General features: G+C 72.5%; 18 protein-coding genes, 1 tRNA gene and 1 pseudogene. 17 read left to right on the top strand and 3 right to left on the bottom strand.

Annotated features, from left to right (window positions below):
• The first annotated feature begins 374 nt into the window (after positions 1-374).
• From ACFXGA_RS31080 to ACFXGA_RS31055, 6 genes are all read left to right on the top strand, one after another.
• Entirely contained in the window at positions 375-1325 is a 951-nt protein-coding gene (locus ACFXGA_RS31080) for an exopolyphosphatase (RefSeq protein ID WP_378094053.1), read from the top strand.
• 159 nt (positions 1326-1484) lie between these two features.
• Positions 1485-3107: an ABC transporter substrate-binding protein gene (locus ACFXGA_RS31075; protein ID WP_378094050.1), complete on the top strand. Its 1623-nt coding sequence runs from the start codon at positions 1485-1487 to the stop codon at positions 3105-3107.
• Positions 3108-3173: 66 nt separating this feature from the next.
• Complete coding sequence (locus tag ACFXGA_RS31070) at positions 3174-4097, top strand: ABC transporter permease (protein ID WP_378094048.1); 924 nt, start codon at positions 3174-3176, stop codon at positions 4095-4097.
• A complete protein-coding gene (locus tag ACFXGA_RS31065; protein ID WP_378094046.1) occupies positions 4090-4989 on the top strand; it encodes an ABC transporter permease in 900 nt (299 codons plus the stop codon). The genes ACFXGA_RS31070 and ACFXGA_RS31065 overlap by 8 nt, the downstream gene beginning before the upstream one ends.
• 10 nt (positions 4990-4999) lie before the next feature.
• Entirely contained in the window at positions 5000-5974 is a 975-nt protein-coding gene (locus ACFXGA_RS31060; protein WP_378094044.1) for an ABC transporter ATP-binding protein, read from the top strand.
• On the top strand, positions 5967-6962 hold the full coding sequence (locus tag ACFXGA_RS31055) for an ABC transporter ATP-binding protein (RefSeq protein ID WP_378094042.1): 996 nt from the start codon (positions 5967-5969) through the stop codon (positions 6960-6962). Before ACFXGA_RS31060 ends, ACFXGA_RS31055 begins: the two co-directional genes overlap by 8 nt.
• Positions 6963-7016: 54 nt before the next feature.
• On the opposite strand, the gene ACFXGA_RS31050 is transcribed toward ACFXGA_RS31055, so the two are convergent.
• Positions 7017-8495, bottom strand: coding sequence for a S10 family peptidase (locus ACFXGA_RS31050; RefSeq protein WP_378094040.1), 1479 nt, complete (start codon positions 8493-8495; stop codon positions 7017-7019).
• A 30-nt stretch (positions 8496-8525) separates the two neighbouring features.
• On the opposite strand from ACFXGA_RS31050, the gene ACFXGA_RS31045 reads away from it, so the two are divergent.
• The 11 genes from ACFXGA_RS31045 (at position 8526) to ACFXGA_RS30995 (ending at position 17664) form a co-directional block, all read left to right on the top strand.
• A complete protein-coding gene (locus tag ACFXGA_RS31045) occupies positions 8526-9227 on the top strand; it encodes a uracil-DNA glycosylase (RefSeq protein WP_378094038.1) in 702 nt (233 codons plus the stop codon).
• Positions 9228-9317: 90 nt separating this feature from the next.
• Positions 9318-9977 (top strand): DUF4129 domain-containing protein, encoded by a 660-nt coding sequence (locus ACFXGA_RS31040; RefSeq protein ID WP_378094036.1) that lies wholly within the window; start codon positions 9318-9320, stop codon positions 9975-9977.
• A 49-nt stretch (positions 9978-10026) separates the two neighbouring features.
• A complete protein-coding gene (locus ACFXGA_RS31035; RefSeq protein WP_378094034.1) occupies positions 10027-10494 on the top strand; it encodes a hypothetical protein in 468 nt (155 codons plus the stop codon).
• Positions 10491-11471 (top strand): AAA family ATPase, encoded by a 981-nt coding sequence (locus tag ACFXGA_RS31030; RefSeq protein ID WP_378094032.1) that lies wholly within the window; start codon positions 10491-10493, stop codon positions 11469-11471. The genes ACFXGA_RS31035 and ACFXGA_RS31030 overlap by 4 nt, the downstream gene beginning before the upstream one ends.
• Positions 11468-12868, top strand: a complete 1401-nt coding sequence (locus ACFXGA_RS31025) for a DUF58 domain-containing protein (RefSeq protein WP_378094030.1) — start codon at positions 11468-11470, stop codon at positions 12866-12868. Before ACFXGA_RS31030 ends, ACFXGA_RS31025 begins: the two co-directional genes overlap by 4 nt.
• Positions 12869-13007: 139 nt before the next feature.
• A complete protein-coding gene (locus ACFXGA_RS31020; protein ID WP_378094028.1) occupies positions 13008-13514 on the top strand; it encodes a hypothetical protein in 507 nt (168 codons plus the stop codon).
• 170 nt (positions 13515-13684) lie between these two features.
• Complete coding sequence (locus ACFXGA_RS31015) at positions 13685-15010, top strand: NAD(P)/FAD-dependent oxidoreductase (RefSeq protein ID WP_378094026.1); 1326 nt, start codon at positions 13685-13687, stop codon at positions 15008-15010.
• A 195-nt stretch (positions 15011-15205) separates the two neighbouring features.
• Positions 15206-15328 carry a hypothetical protein gene (locus ACFXGA_RS31010; protein ID WP_267935188.1) on the top strand — a complete coding sequence of 41 codons (123 nt, stop codon included), beginning with the start codon at positions 15206-15208 and terminating at the stop codon, positions 15326-15328.
• 2 nt (positions 15329-15330) lie between these two features.
• Positions 15331-16449 (top strand): RimK family alpha-L-glutamate ligase, encoded by a 1119-nt coding sequence (locus ACFXGA_RS31005; protein ID WP_378094024.1) that lies wholly within the window; start codon positions 15331-15333, stop codon positions 16447-16449.
• A complete protein-coding gene (locus tag ACFXGA_RS31000; RefSeq protein WP_378094022.1) occupies positions 16430-17503 on the top strand; it encodes a SagB family peptide dehydrogenase in 1074 nt (357 codons plus the stop codon). The genes ACFXGA_RS31005 and ACFXGA_RS31000 overlap by 20 nt, the downstream gene beginning before the upstream one ends.
• An 87-nt stretch (positions 17504-17590) precedes the next feature.
• Positions 17591-17664 (top strand) — tRNA-Leu (locus ACFXGA_RS30995).
• 132 nt (positions 17665-17796) lie between these two features.
• Here ACFXGA_RS30995 and ACFXGA_RS30990 read toward each other — a convergent pair.
• Positions 17797-19431 carry a DUF885 domain-containing protein gene (locus ACFXGA_RS30990; protein WP_378094020.1) on the bottom strand — a complete coding sequence of 545 codons (1635 nt, stop codon included), beginning with the start codon at positions 19429-19431 and terminating at the stop codon, positions 17797-17799.
• Positions 19432-19484: 53 nt separating this feature from the next.
• Positions 19485-20004 (bottom strand): annotated as a pseudogene (locus ACFXGA_RS30985) (LuxR C-terminal-related transcriptional regulator); the annotation flags it as partial.

Genomic DNA, 20004 nt, shown 5'->3' with positions numbered 1-20004 from the left:
GCAGGCCAGCAGGATGACGGGGTTTGGTCCTGATCCCCCGCTGCGTCGTTGGTCCCGGACCGTGTCATCCCGCCGACCTCCCGGAGGGCTACCACACGCGTCAAGGGGGCGACATCAGCGCACGATCGGGCAAGACCTGCACAGTGCCCCCTTGACACGTGCGGTAGGGCTGCGCCAGGTCGGCGGGATGACACGAAGCCCTCCTTTGTGGGAAGAGCGGTGAGGTGGACGTGTCGGGGGGCGGTGAGGCGGGGGAGCGGTGAGGTGGGAGTTTGGTGGTGGTGGTGGGGGAGCGGTGAGGTGGGTTGGCGGGGGATTGGCGGAGACTAGGCTGGTTGCGGGTGTTGTCGGTTGTGTCGGGAAGGACGTTGGGTATGGCGCGCGTGGCCGCGATCGACTGCGGGACCAACTCGATCCGGTTGCTGGTCGCCGATGTGACCACTTCGGACAGTGGTGAGCGGTGGTTGCGGGACGTGCACCGGGAGATGCGGGTCGTGCGGTTGGGGCAGGGGGTGGACGCGACCGGGGAGTTGCGGCCCGAGGCCGTCGAGCGGACGCGGGCGGCGCTGGTGGATTACGCGAACGTGTTGCGGCGCAAGGGAGCCGAGCGCGTTCGGATGGTGGCGACGTCGGCGACGCGCGACGCGGCCAACAAGGACGCCTTCTTCGACATGACGCGGGAGGTGCTCGGGGTCGAGGCTGAGGTCATCAGCGGTGACGAGGAGGCGCGCCTGTCGTTCACCGGCGCGGTGTCCGACCTGGACGCCGACGAAGGACCCTTCCTCGTCTCCGACATCGGGGGCGGGTCGACCGAACTGGTCCTGGGCACGTGGGACGGCGTGCGCGGCGAGGTGGAGGCGGCCCGGTCGGTCGACATCGGCTGCGTGCGGCTCACCGAGCGCTGCCTGCACACCGACCCGCCGACCGAGGCCGAGGTCGAGGAGGCGGTCCGGGTGACCGGGGACGTGCTCGCCGAGGCGTTCGACGCGGTGCCCGTCGACCGCGCCCGGACGTGGATCGGGGTGGCGGGGACCGTCACGACGCTGGTCGCCCTGGCCAAGGAGCTGCCGCGGTACGACCCGCAGGAGATCCACCTCGCCCGGATCGGCCTGGACCGCGTCCGGGAGGTCACCGCCGAGCTGCTCACCCTGGGGCACGACGAGCGTGCCGCGCTCGGTCCGATGCACCCCGGCCGGGTGGACGTGATCTGTGGCGGCGCGCTGGTCGTCCGGACGCTGGCCGACCACCTGGAGTCACGTGGGGTGACCGAACTCGTGGCGAGCGAGCACGACATCCTCGACGGCCTCGCGTTCTCGCTGGCGTGACCGTGACGGTGCGTCATGATCACTGTCAACTGGGATTGATCGTGACGAGGTTGTGACGCACTCAGCCATGTGGCCCCTGTCACCAGGCCAATAGGTTCTCTCCCACGCTGTGAAAGCGGTCGACTCTGCTCGGTTACGCCCGATCAGGTGGGAGGACCCATGTCCCGTGCACGATTAGTCCCCGCAGCCGTCGCGGTCGCCTTGGTGGCCGCGGCGTGCGGCACGGCGGAGACGCCCGCCGGCTCGAACACCGACGCCGGCATCACCATCTTCAACACCGAGCCGGAGAACCCGCTCGTCCCGGGCAACACGACCGAGACCGGCGGCAGCCGCGTCCTCGACCCGCTGTTCACCGGCCTGGTCGAGTACCGCGCCGAGGACGCCCAGCCGGTCAACGCCATGGCCGAGTCGATCGACACCACCGACTCGAAGGTCTTCACCGTCAAGATCAAGCAGGGCTGGAAGTTCCACGACGGCAGCCCGGTCACCGCCAAGAGCTTCGTGGACGCCTGGAACTGGACCGCCTACGGGCCCAACGCCACCCAGGGCGCGAGCTTCTTCTCCCAGATCGAGGGCTACGACGCCGTCCACCCGGCCGACCCCGACGGCCCGGACGGGCCGCAGGCGGCGCCGGCGCCGACCGCCGAGACCCTGTCCGGGCTGGAGGTCGTGGACGAGCACACGTTCAAGATCACGTTGTCCGAGGCGTTCTCGGTGTTCCCGGTGACGATCGGCTACGAGGTGTTCTCGCCGCTGCCGGAGGCGTTCTTCGCCGACCGCGCGGCCTTCGAGGCGCACCCGATCGGCAACGGCCCGTTCAAGTACGTCTCGCGCACCGTCGGCACCGACATCAAGCTGACGCGCTACGACGAGTACCAGGGCAACGACAAGCCGAAGTTCAAGGACCTCACGCTCAAGGTCTACCAGAGCCGCGAGTCGGCCTACGCCGACCTGGTCGCGAACAACCTGGACTTCATGGAGGAGTTGCCGCCCAACGCGCTGGCGGGCAAGCAGTACGAGTCGGACCTCGGCGAACGGGTCGTGCAGCGGGAGACGCTGAACAACACCACGATCGCGTTCCCGATGTACCAGAAGCCCTACGACAACGTGGAGCTGCGCCGCGCGATCTCCCTGGCGATCAACCGCGAGGAGATCACCCAGCGGATCTTCGAGGGCACCCGCAAGCCCGCGGACGGCTGGGTGCACCCGCTGATGAAGGGCTACCGGCCCGGCCAGTGCGGCGAGTACTGCACGTACAACCCGGAGAAGGCCAAGGAAGCGCTGGCGAAGTCCGGCTACACCGGCGAGATCGTGCTCCAGTCCAACACCGACGGCGGGCACCAGGAGTGGGCCGAGGCGGTCGTCAACAGCATCAAGAACACCCTCGGCGTGGAGGCCAGGTTCGTGCCGACCACGAGCTTCGGCGAGTTCCGCCAGAAGGTGAACGCGCACGAGATGACCGGCATGTACCGGGCCGGCTGGGTCGCCGACTACCCGTCGATCGAGAACTGGCTCACGCCGCTGTTCCGCACCGGCGCGTCCTCCAACGACGGGCTGTACTCCAACCCGGCGTTCGACGCGAAGCTCGCCGAGGCCGACAAGGCGGCGAGCGAGGACGAGGCGATCGAGCTGTACCTGGAGGCGGAGAAGATGCTGGCCGAGGACCTGCCGGCCATCCCGCTGTGGACGCAGCACACCATCGCCGGGCGGTCCGACCGGCTCAAGGTGGCCAACCTGGACCCGTTCCGCACGCTGGACCTCTACTCGGTGGAAGTGGCCTAGCACCGGTTCGCCAGTCGGGCCGGTCCGGGCGCGTCCCGGGCCGGCCCCGGCCGAGGGGAGTGCCCGTTGGGGCGGTACGTGCTGCGCAGGTTGTTGCAGATGGTGCCGGTGTTCGTCGGCACCACGTTCCTGATCTACGTGCTGGTGTGGGCGGTGCCGGGCGACCCGTTCGAGGGCAAGTGCGGCGAGCGCGACTGCCCGGACTCGTACGTGTCGATGATGCGGGACCGGTTCAACCTCGACGACCCGCTGCTGGTGCAGTACTGGAAGTACCTGGTGAACCTGGTCCAGGGCGACTTCGGCGTGACGTCGTCGGGCGTGCAGGTGGTGGACCGGATCGCCGCGACGTTCCCGGTGACGCTGCGCCTCGCGCTGGTGGCGCTGCTGATCGAGGCCGTCATCGGCATCACCGCCGGCGTGGTGTCCGGCCTGCGCGGGCGCGGGTTCCTGGACAGCCTGGTGCTGGTGTCGACGTTGTTCCTGATCTCCATCCCGGTGTTCGTCACCGGGTACGTGGTGCAGCTGGTGTTCGGGCTGCAGCTCGGGTGGATCGCGCCGACCGTGACCACGCCGTCGTTCGGCAACCTGGTCGTGCCCGGGTTCGTGCTGGCCAGCCTGTCGATGGCGTACGTGGCCCGGCTGACCCGGGCGAGCATCGCCGAGAACCGGCGGGCGGACTACGTGCGCACGGCGCTGGCGAAGGGCCTGACCGGGCGGCGGATCGTGGGCGTGCACCTGCTGCGCAACTCGCTGATCCCGGTCGTCACGTTCCTGGGCACGGACCTGGGCGCGTTCCTCGGCGGCGCGATCGTCACCGAGGGGATCTTCAACGTGCCCGGCGTCGGCGGCCTGGTGTTCCGGTCGATCCTGACCAAGGACGGCGCGATGGTGACCGGCGTGGTCACCGTGCTGGTGCTCGTGTACCTGCTGATGACGCTGCTGGTGGACCTGCTGTACGCGGTCTTGGACCCGAGGATCCGCTATGACTGATCAGATCGCCTCGCTGGTCGCCGAGCGGCCGCGCGGGCTGTTCGGGGACGCCTGGCACGCCCTGCGGCGGCGTCCGCTGTTCTGGGTGTCGGTGTCGTTGATCCTGCTCGTGCTGCTGATGGCGGCGTTCCCCGGCCTGTTCGCCTCGGGCGACCCGAACGCCGCGGACCTGTCGCGGTCGCGCGGCGCGCCGTCGTCGGCCGCCTGGTTCGGGTACGACAACCAGGGGTACGACGTCTACACGCGCGTCGTCCACGGCGCGCGGGCGTCGATCGTGGTCGGGCTGCTGGCCACGCTCGGCGTGGTGCTGGTCGGCGCGACGATCGGGATGCTGGCGGGCTACTACGGCGGGTGGCTGGACGCCGTGGTGTCGCGGATCGCCGACGTGTTCGTGGGCGTGCCGTTCGTGCTGGGCGCGATCGTCATCCTGACCACGTTGAACGCGGGCGGCGACGCGGGGCCGGTGCGGATCGTGGCCCAGGTGGTGCTGTCCATCTCCGTGCTGTCGTGGCCGGTGGCGATGCGGATCATGCGGTCCACCGCCATCGCGGCCAAGCAGCAGGACTACGTGAAGGCGGCCCGCGCGCTGGGCGCGTCGTCGCGGCGGATCATCGGCAAGCACCTGCTGCCCAACTGCGTCGCGCCGGTGCTGGTGTACTCGACGATCGCGCTGGGCGCGTTCATCGGCGCCGAGGCCACCCTGTCCTACCTGGGCATCGGGCTGCGGCAGCCGGTCGTGTCGTGGGGCGTGATGATCAACAGCGCCAAGGACTACCTGCGCGTCGCGCCGCACGCGCTGCTGTTCCCGGCCGGTTTCCTGACCGCGACCGTGCTGGCGTTCGTGATGCTGGGCGACGCGGTCCGCGAAGCCCTCGACCCGAAGCTTCGCTAGGAGGGGAGCCATGCTGCTGGAGGTCGAGGACCTGCACGTCGAGTTCCGGACCCGCGACGGGGTGGCGCGCGTGCTCAACGGCGTGAACTACCACGTGTCGGCCGGGGAGACGCTGGCCGTGCTGGGCGAGTCCGGGTCGGGCAAGAGCGTGACCGCGCAGGCGGTCATGGGGATCCTGGACTCGCCGCCCGCGTTCGTGACGAAGGGGTCGGTGCGGTTCCGCGGCGAGGAGCTGCTGACCGCGTCGGCCGAGCGCCGGCGCGAGGTGCGGGCCGCCGGCGTGGCGATGATCTTCCAGGACGCGCTGTCGGCGCTGAACCCCGTCTACACGGTCGGCTTCCAGATCGAGGAGCAGCTGCGGCTGCGGCTGGGCATGGACCGGGCGGCGGCGCGGGCGCGGGCGGTCGAGCTGCTGGACCTGGTGCGGATCCCGGCCGCGCGGCAGCGGGTCCGCGACTACCCGCACCAGTTCTCCGGCGGGATGCGGCAGCGGGCGATGATCGCCATGGCGTTGGCGCTCGACCCCGAGGTGCTGATCGCGGACGAGCCGACGACCGCGCTGGACGTGACCGTGCAGGCGCAGATCATGGACCTGCTCGCCGAGGTCCAGCGCGAGCGGCGGATGGGGCTGGTGCTGATCACCCACGACCTGGGGGTGGTCGCGGAGGTGGCCGACCGGATCGTGGTGATGTACGCGGGGCGGATCGTGGAGCAGGCCGACGCGGTGTCGCTGTTCCGCTCGCCGGGCCACCCGTACACGGCGGCGTTGATGCGGTCGCTGCCCAGGCTGGACGCCAAGGGGTCGGCGCTGGAGACGATCCGCGGGTTGCCGCCGAGCCTGCTGCGGATCCCGCCCGGCTGCCCGTTCCACCCCCGGTGCCCGCGCGCGGAGGACGTCTGTGCCTCGCGGGTGCCGCCGGACGTGCCGCTCGGTCCCGGTCGGACCAGCGCGTGCCACTTCGCGGAGGAGGTCGTCGGTGGCTGACCTGCTGGAGGCGCGCGACCTGGTCAAGCACTTCCCGATCACCCGGGGCGTGCTGCTGCGGCGCGCCGTGGGGCACGTGCGGGCGGTGGACGGGGTGTCGTTCTCGCTGGCCGCGGGGGAGACGCTGGGGGTGGTCGGCGAGTCGGGGTGCGGCAAGTCGACGCTCGCCCAGGTGCTGATGCGGCTGGAGCGGCCGACGTCCGGGACCGTGCTGTTCGAGGGCGAGCCGGTGTTCTCGCTGCGCGGCGCGGCGTTGCGGCGGTGGCGGCGGGACATGCAGATCGTGCTCCAGGATCCGTACACGTCGCTGAACCCGCGGATGACCGTGGGCGACATCGTCGGCGAGCCGTTCGAGATCCACCCGGAGGTCGCGCCGCGCGGGTCGCGGGCCGCGCGGGTGCGCGAGCTGCTGGACGTGGTCGGGCTGAACCCCGAGCACCTCAACCGGTACCCGCACCAGTTCTCCGGCGGGCAGCGGCAGCGGATCGGGATCGCGCGGGCGCTCGCCCTGCGGCCGAAGGTGATCGTGTGCGACGAGCCGGTGTCCGCGCTCGACGTGTCGATCCAGGCCCAGGTCATGAACCTGCTGGGGGAGCTGCAGGGCGAGTTCGGGCTGTCCTACGTGTTCATCGCGCACGACCTGTCGGTGGTGCGGCACCTGTCGGACCGGGTGGCGGTGATGTACCTCGGCAAGATCGTGGAGATCGGCACCGAGGAGGAGATCTACGAGCACCCCACGCACCCGTACACGCAGGCGCTGCTGTCGGCCGTGCCGGTCGCGGACCCGACCCTGCGGGGCCGGCGGGACGTGATCCGGCTGACCGGCGACGTGCCGTCGCCGGTGGCCCCGCCGTCCGGCTGCCGGTTCCGCACCCGGTGCTGGAAGGCGCGGGACGTGTGCGCGACCGAGGAACCCGAGCTGATCACGAGGGTGGGCACGCACCCGAGCGCGTGCCACTTCCCCGAGGAGCGCTCGGTCGTGCCGTGACCGTGCGGGGGGGGGGGGGGGGGGGCCGCCCCCCCCCCCCCCCCCGCGGGGCGGCTAGCGGTTCGAGGCGGACTGGACGAACTCCGCCAGGTCCTTCGACTGCCGGACCCGGCTGGGCTCGTGCACGTACATCATGTGGCCCGCGGGGTAGTACGCGGATTCGATGTTGGCGTGCAGCTCCTCCGGGATCTGGAGGTGCGCGACCACGTGCTCGGCCGCGTAGTACGGCGTCGCGCCGTCCAGGTAGCCGTACGCGATGTGCACCTTCAGGTGCGGGTTGGCGCGCATCGCCGACGCCAGCTTGTTCGCCACCGTCACGTGCGCGCCCTCGAACTCCTTGTACGACCAGGGCCGCACGTTCGTGGTCAGGATCTCGTACGGCAGGTCGTTCTCGTACCCCAGCTCGGCCCGCACGTAGTGGTTCAGCGCCGCGGTGTACGGGCCGATGATGGCCGCGTACGACGGGTCCTCGCTGAAGTGCTCGCGCCCGTGGTCGACGTCCGGACCGGTGAACCGCGAGTCCAGCCGGCCCACCACCCTGCGCCGCGCGCGCAGCAGCTCGGTGAAGAACCGCACGTGCTCGACCCGCAGGTTCACCCGGTCCACGTAGTCCTCGCCGAGCCCGGTCAGGCCGGCCAGCCGCGTCACCGCCGCCGCCCGCTCCTCGGCGGACAGCCGGTTGCCGCGCGCCAGCGCCCACGGGTAGTCGCGGGACGCGAAGTCCTCCGCGTCGGCCAGCACGTCCTCCAGCGACCGCTCGCCGTGCAGCCCGTGGTAGTGCGCGATGGCCGCGTAGGTCGGCAGGAACAGCGTGTGCGGCAGGTCGTTGCCCTCGGTGAAGTCGATCGTGGCGAAGTCCAGCACGGACGAGATCAGCATCAGCCCGTTGAGGTACATGCCGTAGCGGGTCTGGAGGTAGTCGGCGAGGCCCGCCGCGCGCGTGGTCCCGTACGACTCGCCGGCCAGGAACTTCGGCGACATCCACCGCCCGTTGCGCGAGGTCCACAGCCGGATCACCTCGCCGACCGACTCCAGGTCGCCCTGGAACCCGTGGTACTGGCCGGGCTTCTCGCCCTTCACCGCGCGCGAGTAGCCGGTCGACACCGGGTCGATGAACACCAGGTCGCTGTGCGCGAGCAGCGTCTCGGCGTTGTCCACCAGGTCGTAGGGCGGCGGCGCGAGGTCGCCGACGTCGCCGGACACGACCCGGCGCGGTCCGAGCAGGCCCAGGTGCAGCCACACGCTGGACGAGCCGGGGCCGCCGTTGAACGCGAACGTCACCGGCCGCTTCGCCGGGTCCGCGCCGTCCAGCGTGTACGCGGTGACGAAGACCTCGGCCTTCGGCAGGTGCCCGTCGAACTTGCCCTCGGTCAGCACCTCCTGGCGCAGCACCACCCGACCGGCGGTCGTGGTGTAGTTCAGCTTGCGCCGCTTGACGGTGATGCTGTGCTGGGTGGTGACGAGGTCGTCGGACGGGAGGTCCCGCTCCTCGCCCTTGGCGGCCTGCTCGTCGCCGTTGTCCTTGTCGGTCATGGTCGAACTCTACGATCGGAGTCGCCGTCAGTGCTCCCGCTTTCCGCTCTTGACGAACGGGTCACCCGGTGCCGGGCCTGCCCGCGGCTCGTGGCGTGGCGCGAGGAGGTGGCGCGGGTCAAGCGGGCGGCGTTCCGGGACCAGGAGTACTGGGGGCGTCCGGTGCCCGGGTTCGGGCCGGCCGACGCGTCGCTCGCGATCATCGGGTTGGCGCCGGCCGCGCACGGCGCGAACCGCACCGGCCGCATGTTCACCGGCGACCGGTCGGGCGACTTCCTGTACGAGGCGATGCACGCCGTCGGCCTGGCGACCCGGCCGACCGCCACGCACGTCGGCGACGGCCTGGAGCTGATCGGCACCCGCATCACCGCGCCGGTGAAGTGCGCGCCGCCGGAGAACAAGCCGACCCCCGAGGAGCGCGACAACTGCCGGCCGTGGCTGATCCGGGAGCTGGAGCTGCTGCGGCCGACGTTGCGGGCGGTGCTCGTGCTCGGCGCGTTCGGCTGGCAGGCGGCGCTGCCGGTGCTGGCCTCGTGCTGGCAGGTGCCCCGCCCGCGGCCGGTCTTCGGCCACGGCGCGCGCGTGGAGCTGCCCGCGCAGGACGGCGGCCCGCCGCTGCACCTGTTCGGCTGCTACCACGTGAGCCAGCAGAACACGTTCACCGGCAAGCTGACGCAGCCGATGGTGCGGGAGGTGCTGACCGCGGCCGGCGTGGCGGCGGGGATCCTGTAGCCCGCCGCCGTGCAGGTCGCCGCGCGGCCGGGTCGGCGCGTTCTGCGCGAATCGCCCGCGCCGCGCGGGTGTCGCGGGCATGCTGGGGCCATGAAGCCCCGCCTCGCCCTCGCCCTCGCGGTGGGGTCGGCGCTCGTGCTGATCGCGCTCGCGGCCCGCGGGACGTCGCCGGTGCGGTACGCGGACCGGCCGCCGGGCGACGTGGAGGAGACCACGACCACGCCCGCGTCCACGCCGCCGGCGGACGCCGACGTCGAAGGGTCGGCGGCGGCCGGGTCGCTGCTGGTCTTCCTGATCGTCTTCATCGCGGTCGCGGTGGTCGCGGTGATCTGGCTGCTGGTGTCGCTGGGCGCGTTCCGGTTCCGGCGGCGGCGCGGGGTGGGGGTGGCGGTCGACGCGCCGGACCTGCCCGAGGAGCACGCCCAGCCGCCGCCGATCCTGGTCCGGCGGGCGGCGGAGGCGCTCGAGGAGCTGCGCGGCAACGTCGCCGGCCCGCCGGGGGACGCGGTGATCGCGGCGTGGCTGAGCCTGGAGCGGGCGGCGGAGGACAGCGGCGTGCCGCGGCAGGGGCACCAGACCGCGACCGAGTTCACCGGTGACCTGCTGCGGCGTTACCGGGTGGACGAGGGGGCGGCCGGCACGTTGCGGCGCGCCTACCAGCGGGCCCGGTTCGGCACGGCCGAGGTGACGGCGGCCGACGCCCGTGCGGCCACCGAGGCGTTGGCGCACATCGTGCGGGACCTGCGGTGAGCGGCGGGGTCGCGGGTCCCGGCCACGCCGGCGTCGGGGGAGGTGGGCGATGAGTTCCCTGGTCGGCGGCATGGGGCGTGCGGTGGCGTTGGCCCTCGCCGTCGCGGCGGTGACGGCGTTCGTGTTGTCCCGCGTCGGCGCGCCGTGGCTGTGGGCCGTGCTGCTCGCGCTGCCCGTCGGCGCGCTGGCCCTGCTCGTCTCACGCCTGCCGCGCGCCACCGACATCACCTGGGCGCCGCAGCCGGCGCAGCTCTCCACCGCCACGTCCGCCCAGGCGAGCACCCTCGCCGGGCGGCTGGCGGAAGCGGCCGTCGACCGGGACCGCTTCGTCAACCGGGTGCAGCCCCGGCTGCGCCGGCTCGCGGAGGCGCGGCTGCGCCAGTTGCACGGCATCCACGACATCGAGGACGACCGGGCCAGGGCCGTGCTCGGCGACGAACTGCACCGCCTGCTCACCGACCCGCGGGCGCCGCTGCCCGAGCCGCACCGGCTCGCCGACCTGTTGGAGAAGCTGTGACCCCACCGGACACCGACCGACCGGGCGTCGGGACGATCGCCGCCGAGGCCGAGGCGGTGCTGGCCGCCGTCGGCACCGTGGTCGTGGGCCGTGAGCGGTCGCTGCGGCTGGCGCTGGCGGCCATCCTCGCGGGCGGCCACGTGCTGCTGGAGGACGTGCCGGGCCTGGGCAAGACGCTGATGGCCCGGTCGCTGGCGCAGGCGCTGCGGCTGGACTTCAAGCGGCTCCAGTGCACCCCCGACCTGCTGCCCGCCGACGTCACCGGCTCGTTCCTCTACAACCCGGGCGACCGGGAGTTCACCTTCCGGGAAGGCCCCCTCTTCACCGGCCTGCTGCTGGCCGACGAGATCAACCGCACGCCGCCGAAGACGCAGTCCGCCCTGCTGGAGGCCATGCAGGAGCGGCAGGTCACGGTCGAGGGCCGCACCTTCCCGCTGCCCACCCCGTTCCACGTGCTGGCGACCGCCAACCCGGTCGAGTACGAGGGCACCTACCCGCTGCCGGAGGCGCAGCTCGACCGGTTCCTGCTGAGGCTGGACATCGGCTACCCGCCGCCCGCCGAGGAGGTCGAGGTGCTGCGCCGCCGGCTCGCCCGGCAGCGCGAGGAGACCGAGGTCGAGCCCGTGCTGGACGCGGCCCGCCTGCGGCGGTTGCAGCAGGGCGTGGAGCAGGTGGCGGTGGACGACGACGTGCTGCGCTACTGCGTGGACCTGGCGGCCGCGACGCGGGCCCACGGCGCGGTCGAGGTGGGCGCGTCACCGCGCGGCGCGCAGGCGTTGGTGCTGGTGGGACGGGCCCTGGCGGTGCTGGACGGGCGGGACTTCGTGCTGCCGGAGGACGTGAAGGAGTGCGCCGTGCCGGCCCTGGCGCACCGGCTCACGCTGCGCCCCGAGACGTGGACCTCCGGCGTGACCGGCGTGGAGGTCGTGACCGAGCTGCTGGGCCGCGTGGCCGGCCCGGCGAGCGCGCGGTCGTGAGCCGGGCGGACCGGCTGCGCGAGGCGTTCGGCGGCGGGCGCGGCGCGCACTGGCACCCCACGGACGCGCTGGTGCGCGGCCTCGCGCTGGGCGTCGGCATGGTGGTGCTCGGCGGACTGCTGCACGAGGTGGAGCTGGTCCTGTTCGGCGCGCCGTTGCTGCTCTCGACGCTGTGGGCGCTGGTCGGGCCGGTGGGCGGCACGCCGCGGGTGCGGGTGCGCGGGCTGCCCCGCACCGGCGAGGTGGGCGCGGCCAAGTCCGTGGTGGAGGTCGAGCCGGGGCCGGGCGCGGAGGTGATGGCGATCCGGCTGCCCGGCGTCGGCTCGGGCATCGGCCCGGTGCACCTGGTCGCCGGGACGGCGCGCGAGATCGAGGTCGTGCTGCGGCGCGACGCCTGGGGCGAGGGCGTCGACCTGCGGCCGGACCACCTGGTCGCGGGACCGGACGCCCTGTTCGTGCACGGCCCCGTCACCGCGCCCGAACGCGGCCGGGTGATCCTGCCGCCGGTGGAGGCGCTGCCCGCGGGGCTGCTGCCCGCCCGCGCCGCCGGCCTGGTCGGCGCGCACCGGTCGCGGCGGCCGGGCGACTCGGTGGAGCTGCGCGACATCCGGGCGTTCCAGCCGGGCGACCGGCTGCGGCGGGTGGACTGGCGGGTGTCGCTGCGGGCCGGTGCGATGGCGGGCGCGGCGGAGGGCACGAACCTGCACGTCCGCGAGCACCACGCGGAGGCGGACGCGGACGTCGTGCTGGCGCTGGACACCCGCCAGGACGTGGGCGCGGAGCTGGGCGACTGGTCGGTGCCGGTCCGCGCGGCGGCGGGCCGGGCGGTCGGGCGTTCGCTGGGCGAGTGGTCGCTGGCGGCGCGGGGGACGACCGTGCGGCCGGGCGGCAGCCTGGACCGGGCCGTGCGGGCGGCGGCGTCGTTGGCGGCGGGGTACCTGCGGCAGGGCGACCGGGTGAGCCTGGTGGACCTCGGGCGGCCGCAGCTGGGCGCGCGGGCGGGGGTCGGGCGGCGGCAGCTGCTGCGGCTGCGCAACCAGCTCGTGGTGTGCGCGCGGTCGGCCGGGTGGGCGCAGCGGCCCGTGCTGCGGCCCGAGCAGGTGCCGCACGGCGCGCTGGTGGTCGTGCTGTCGCCGTTCCTGGACGCCGAGGTGGTGGAGCTGGCCGTGCACGCCGCGCGGCGGGGCAACCTCGTGCTGGCGGTGGACGTGCTGCCGGAGCCGTTGCGGGCGGACCGGGACACGCCGTGGGGCGAGAGCGCGATGAAGGTGATCCGGCTGGAGCACGAGGTGCGGGTGGAGGCGATGCGGCAGCACGGCGTGGCCGTGGTGCGGTGGGGCGCGCCGATCGCGGGCGTGCTGCGGGGCGCGCGGGCCGGCCGGAGGCTCGGCCGGTGACGCGAACGCGGAGTTCACGGGTCCCCGGCGTTCGACACACGGGACGCGAACGGAGGACTCACGCGAGAGTCGTACGTCCAGGTCCCGTGTGTCGAACGTCCGGGACCCACGGGTTCGACGTTCGGGACGGGGGACCGGGGTGACGGAGGAGCTGGGGGCCGGGTTGCCCGGGTGGGCGCTGCGGGCGGCGATCGGCGTCGTGGCGGGCGCGGTGGCGGTGGTGCTGGCGCTCAACGGGGTCGAGTGGCCCGCCCTCGCGCTGTACGGGGGGCTGGCGCTGACGGCGGCGGCGATCCCGGCGTCGGCGGCGACCGCGTTGGTCATCGCGTACCCGGCGGCGGCGATGGTGTTCGTCGGCGACGGGCCGTCGTGGCCCGGGGTGCTCGCGCTGGTCGTGCTGCTGCACCTGGTGCACGTTTTGTCCGCTTATGCCGCCCTTCTCCCGATCGGGTCACGCATTCACCTGAATGCGCTAAAGGCACCCGCGAAGAGGTTCGGCGCCGTTCAACTCTCCGTGCTCGCCTTCGCCGGCGTGGTCCTCCTGTTGCCGGGCGGCCGAACGGACGAAGCGGTCGAGGTCGTGGGCCTCGCCTGTGCCGTCGCGGTGGTCGTCGGCACGGTCCTGCTGATGCGCCGGAAAGGCTGAGGAACGGCCCTCCGACCCTCAGCCGAACCTGAGCTTCTGGATCGTTCCTCTCAGCACGTTCACCGGCACGCGCAGGTCAGCGGCAGCGTGTCCGCAATCACCCGGCGACCGTCGTCACAACGGGGCCGCTCGATGCGCCGGAAAGGCGCACGCGGTGCAACCATGTGTGTATGGCTGCTGTGAAGTCGCAACCCACACGGATCGTGATCGTCGGCGGTGGGTACGTCGGCATGTACACCGCGCTGGGATTGCAGAAGAAGCTGCGTTCCGGCGAGGCGTCCGTGACGGTGATCGACCCCCAGCCGCACATGACCTACCAGCCGTTCCTCCCCGAGGCGGCGGCCGGCTCCATCGAGCCGCGCCACGTCGTCGTGCCCCTGCGCAAGGTCCTCAAGCGCTGCCACGTCGTCACCGGCCGCGCGACCCGCATCGAGCACGCGCGCAAGACCGTCACGGTCGAGCTGGCCGACGGCCACGTCGCGGAGTACGAGTACGACGTCCTGGTCTCGGCCCTCGGCGCCATCTCGCGCACGCTGCCCATCCCGGGCCTGCCCGAGGTCGGCATCGGCATGAAGACCATCGGCGAGGCCATCTACCTGCGCAACCACGTGCTGTCGCGGCTCGACCAGGCCGCCAGCACCAACGACCCGGAGCTGCGCAAGCGCCTGCTGAGCTTCGTGGTCATCGGCGGCGGGTTCGCGGGCATCGAGACGCTGGCCGAGCTGGAGGACATGGCGCGCTACGCGCTGCGCTACTACGAGGGCCTCAAGCAGTCCGACATGCACTGGGTGCTGGTCGAGGCCACCGGCCGGATCATGCCCGAGGTGAGCGCGCGGCTCGGCGTCTACACCGTCGAGCAGCTCGAGAAGCGCGGCATCAAGTGCTACCTCGACACGCGCGTCAAGAGCATGGAGGGCGGCCACGTCGTCCTGGACGACGGCACCGAGTTCGACTCGGACACCATCATCTGGACCGCGGGCATGAAGGCCAACCCGGTGCTGCGCAACACCGACCTGCCGCTGGACGAGCGCGGCCGGGTCCGCTGCACGGCCGCGATGCAGGTCGTGGGCCTGCCGGGGGTCTGGGCCGCGGGCGACTGCTCGGCCGTGCCGGACCTGTCGCGCACCGAGGAGGACCCGACGGCGACCTGCGTGCCCAACGCGCAGCACGCCATCCGCCAGTCGAAGCTGCTGGCCAAGAACATCGTGGCCACGCTGCGCGGCAAGCAGCCGCAGGACTACTTCCACAAGTACCTCGGCTCGGTCGCGGGCCTGGGCCTGTACAAGGGCGTCGCCGACGTGTTCGGCCTGCGGTTCAAGGGCGTCGTCGCCTGGTTCATGCACCGCAGCTACCACGTGATGTTCATGCCCACGGTCAACCGCAAGTTCCGGGTGTTCGTGGACTGGACGCAGGCGCTGTTCTCGGGCCGCGAGGTCGTCGCCCTGGGGCAGATCCACGAGCCGAAGGCGGAGTTCGACCGGGCCACCAAGAGCTGAGGGCGACCGGCTCCGCGCCCGCTGCGCTGTTCAGGCGCGGTGGGCGCAGAGCCGTTCGGAGTAACGCTCACACTTGAGCCCCCGTACGGGCTAACGCGCGGCCTGTCGCCTTGACATTGCGTAACGTGAACCCGAGAATACAGCTGGTGCATCGCCCTAATGTGTGATGCATCAGTGGGGAGAGAGGTGACCGCGATGTCTCTCGAGGAGCTGGCCGCACAGCTTCGCCGCGGTGAGATCGAGGATCGTGCGCTGGCGGAGTACTCCGCGGAGTACGCCACCGCCGAAAAGCGTTTTTGCAGCAAGAAAGACGACTGAGCATGACCGTCTCCGGGTGGGGGAACGAGACCGTTCCCCCACCCGAGGCCGCCAGACCGGTCACCCCGCCCCCGTTGTTGCTCCAGGGCCAGGACTACCTGTTCCGCTCCCAACCCAAGTGCCTGGACTTCCAGGAGCAGGTGCACCGCCTCGGCATGGTGGACGAGGGCGACGGCAGCCCCGTCCCGTGCGTGCTGGTGCTCGCCCGCGCCGCCGACATGGAGATGAACGAGCTCTCCATCGCGCTCGCCGAACGCGGCATCCGCATGGCCCGCATCGACGCCGACCGCTCGGTCGACCTGCCGCTGACCGTCTACACCGACCAGCCGCTGCTGGAGCTGGACCGCTGGCTGCTGCGCCCGCTGCTGGTGTGGCGCCGGCACTTCGAGCTGTCCGCCGTGCCCCTCGAACCCGGCACGCTGGCGGGCGCGTACGCCGTCGACCAGTGGGGCGCGGTCGCCGACTGGCTGTCCAGCCGCGGTGACTGGGCGCACGTCAACCCGAGCCGCAGCACCTCCCACCTCAACCGGCTGACCCAGCTCGCCGACGCCTCCGCGTTCGGCCTGGCCGTGCCGCGCACCACGGTCACCACCCGACCCGGCCGCACCCGGCCCGGCGGTGGCCGGTGCATCGTCAAGACCTCCGGCCGCCACCTGCTCGAACCGCGCCCCGGCATGCAGCACGGCCTGTTCCCGCGCCCGCTGGAGACCAGCCGGTCCGGTGACGTGCCCGAGTCCGCGCCGGTGATCGTGCAGGAGTACGTGCCCTCCGAGACCGAGCTGCGCGTCTTCGTCGTGGGCGAGCGGTGCCTGGCGTTCCAGGTCGACAAGCTCGACCCCGCCCAGCTGTGGGTCGATCCCGAGGCCGTCCGGGTCACGCCCGTGGACGTGCCCGCCGGGCTCACCGACCGCCTGCTCGCGCTGTCGCGGCACTGGCGGCTCCAGGTGGCCGCGTTCGACCTGCTGGTCTCCGGCGGCGACTACGTCTTCCTCGAGGTCAACGTGAACTGCGACTGGCGGTGGTTCGAGCACCGGGCCGGGGACGCGCCCGTGTCGGACGCGGTGCACGAGTGGGTGGCGACGCGCTTCAAGGAGCTGCTGGGTGCGGGCAAAGGTCGCTGAGCACGCGACGCTGTTCTACCAGGACGGCGCCGTGGTCTGGGACGACTACCTCCACCACCGGCAGTTCGCGATCAGCGAGACCGCGGAGCTGCTGTGCCGCAAGTTCACCCGGTTCACCGACGTGGACGAGCTGCTCGCCCCGCTGCCCGAGGCGGACCGGGCGGCGCTGCGCAAGGTGCTGGACGAGCTCGTGGTGGCCGGCGTGCTCATCGTGGAGGGCTCGCCGCAGCACGAGGAGGAACGCCGGCTGCTCGCCGCGTGGCGCGAGTGGGGCACGTCGGCGCGGCACTTCCACTTCGCCAGCCGCACCCTCGCGGACGCGCCGTACCAGCGCGCCGAGGAGCACGACGCGGTGCTGGACGCGAAGCTCACCGCGGCGCCGCCGCCCGCGCCGTTCCGCAGCCTGGGCCGCACCGCGGTGCTGCTGCCGCCGCTCGCGGGCGGCTCGCCGAAGTGGGCGGAGGCGGGGCTGCTGGACGTGCTGCTGTCGCGTCGCACCACCCGTGAGTTCGGCCCCGGCGCGTTGTCGTTGACGCGCGTCGGCGAACTGCTCGCGGTGCTGGCCGGACCGTCGCCCGCGCGGCCGCGGATCGGGCGGTCGGGGACGGTGTTCAAGACCAGCCCGTCCGGCGGCGGGCGGCACCCGGTCGAGCTGTACGCCCACGTGCGGCGGGTCGAGGCCCTGGAGCCCGGCTGGTACCACTACGACGGGCTCGCGCACGCGCTGGAGCCCATCGGGGTGACGTGGGGGCCGGAGGAGATGACGGCCGCGGCCGGCGACCAGGAGTGGGTCGGGCAGGCGCCGTTGGTCCTCGCGTACACCGGTGTCCTCGAACGGACCAGATGGCGTTACGACACGTCACGTGCTTACCGCGTTGTGCAAATGGACGTAGGGCATCTGTCCCAAACGGCTTATCTGGTTGCTACGGCAATGGGTTTTGGTATCGGCTTCACCGCAGCATTGCGGGATCAGCTCCTGGAACAGGCGCTCGGCTGTGACGCTTATCACGAAGTTGTACTTGGTCTGAGCGCCTTGGGCCCATTACCCGAATGAGCGCAATAGCGGATCGCATTGAGCCGTGCGGGGGACTTCTTCTGAACCGGCCCCACGAACGCTGGGTAACGGCTTAGGCTCCCCGCTGCCCCCGTAGCCCAACCGGTAGAGGCAGGCTCCTTAAAAGAGTCACAGTACGGGTTCGAATCCCGTCGGGGGCACGTTCGGCGCCACATTGACTTCACCCATCTGCCGGGTGAACTCCGGGCGGCCCGTCGTGTCGTCACCTTCGGGAGTCATCCGATCGGACCCCGCGCGCCGCGTGCGCCCGATCGGATGACTTCCGCGTCGTTTCAGCGGTCGTGCCCGCGCACCCATTCCGACACGACCTGGTCCAGCACGGCCAGCGGCAGCGGACCGCCGCCGAGGACCACGTCGTGGAAAGCGCGGATGTCGAAGCGCTCGCCCAGCGCCGCCTCGGCCGCCGCCCGGATCCGCCGCAGCTCCAGCCGGCCCACCATGTACGCCAGCGCCTGGCCCGGCGCGGCGATGTACCGGTCGACCTCGTTCTCGATCTCGACCAGGGCCAGCGGCGTGTTCTCCCGCAGGTACTCCACGGCCCGCGCGCGGCTCCACCCGTGCGCGTGGATCCCGGTGTCGACCACGAGCCGCCCGGCGCGCATCGAGTCCAGCGCCAGCATCCCGAGCCGCGCGACGTCGCCGGAGTACAGGCCCATCTCGTCGGCCAGCCGCTCGGTGTAGAGGCCCCAGCCCTCCAGGTACGCGGTGACGGGCGCGACGCGGCGGAGCAGCGGCAGGTCGGAGAGCTGCTGCGCGAGCGAGATCTGGAAGTGGTGCCCCGGCACGGCCTCGTGGAAGGCGATGGCCTCGGCCTGGTACCGGAACCGCTCCTGCACCCGGTGCGTGTTCGCGTAGTACGTGCCGGGCCGCAGCCCGTCCGCCGACGGCGGCGAGTAGTAGGCGATCGGCGCGCCCGGCGCGTCGGCCGCGGGCACCGGCTCGACCCGGCAGCGCTGCCCGGGCACGCGGCCGAACCACCGCGGCGCGGCGTCCTCGGCCCTGGCCACGGCCTCGCGCGCGGCGTCGATCAGCTCGTCCTCGGTGCTCCAGCGCAGGTCGGGGTCGGTGCGCATGCGGTCCAGCACCTCGGCCACGTCGGAGGTGCCGAACACCCGCCGGCCCAGCTCGGCGTACTCGCGGGCCAGCTCGGCCACCACCTCCAGCCCGGTCCGGTGCAGCTCCTCGGGCGTGCGGTCGGTCGTCGTCTGGACCCGCGCGAGCGCCGCGTACATCGCGTCGCCGCCGGGCAGCCGGCCCAGCCCCGCCTCGTCGTCGGAGCGGCCCTCGATGCCCGCGACGACGTCCCGGTAGGACGCGAACGCGGGCCGCACCACGTCGGCCAGCAGGCGGTCCCGTTCGGCCGTGAACGCCTCGCCGCCCGCCGGCCGGGCCAGCGGGTCCTCGTCGGCGGCCAGGTAGCGGTCCAGGTGCGCGACGGCGGCCTCCACGAGCCGCCGCACGGGCGTGCGGCCCGCCGCCGCGCCCGCGAGGTGCCGCTCGGCGACCCGGCGCAGGAACTCCGGGATCGCGGCGAGCCGGTCCAGGTAGGCGCGCTCGGCGTCCGGGCCGGAGAGCACGGTGATCGGCATGACGGTCAGCACCTCGCCCGCCGGGGCGAAGAACGAGTCGGTGATCGTGTACTCGACGCCGAGGGCGTCGACGCGGTCCGCGAACGCCTCGGCCTGCTGGACCACCACCGCGCGGGTCACCGGGTCGTCGTCGGCCGGCACGGCCCGCGCGCGCTCGGCGATGTCCACCGCCCGCGCCCGCGCGGCCTGCTCCGCCTCCGCCCGGTGGTCGGTGAGCAGGTGGTCGTAGCCCGGCACGCCGTAGACGGTCGCGCCCAGCGGCGACTCCGTGAACATCAGGTCGAGCAGTTCGTCGGCCAACTCCGCCGTCGTGCCCATGCGCACCCCCTGGTCGTCGTGGAACCAAGATGGTACTTAGGCTAAGAAACGATTTACACCCGGTCCAAATACGCGAGCACCGCGAGCACCCGCCGGTTGTCGTCCTCGGACAACGGCAGGTCCAACTTCCCGAAGATGTTCGCGATGTGTTTGCCGACGGCTTTCTCGGTGACGAACAGCCGCGCCGCGATGGCCCCGTTGGAACGGCCCTCCGCCATCAGCGACAGCACTTCCCGCTCGCGCGGCGTCAACGTGGTCAGCGGTCGGTCCCGCGCGCCGCGCGCGAGCAGTTGGGTGATGACCTCGGGGTCCATCGCGGTGCCGCCCGCGGCGACCCGGCGAATGGCGTCCACGAACTGCCGCACGTCCGATACCCGGTCCTTGAGCAGGTATCCGACCGCGCCGCCCCGGTCGGACAGCAGTTCGCGCGCGTAGAGCTGTTCCACGTACTGCGAGAGCACCAGCACCGGCAGGCCGGGCACCCGCTTGCGGGCCTCGATCGCGGCGCGCAGCCCCTCGTCGGTGAACGTCGGCGGCAGGCGCACGTCGACCACCGCCACGTCCGGGCGGCTG

Origin of the sequence: Actinosynnema sp. NPDC059335 (assembly GCF_042752395.1) — a bacterium.
Lineage (GTDB): Bacteria > Actinomycetota > Actinomycetes > Mycobacteriales > Pseudonocardiaceae > Actinosynnema.
Note: the sequence above shows the minus strand (reverse complement) of the source record. Positions and strands in the feature narration are given on the sequence as shown.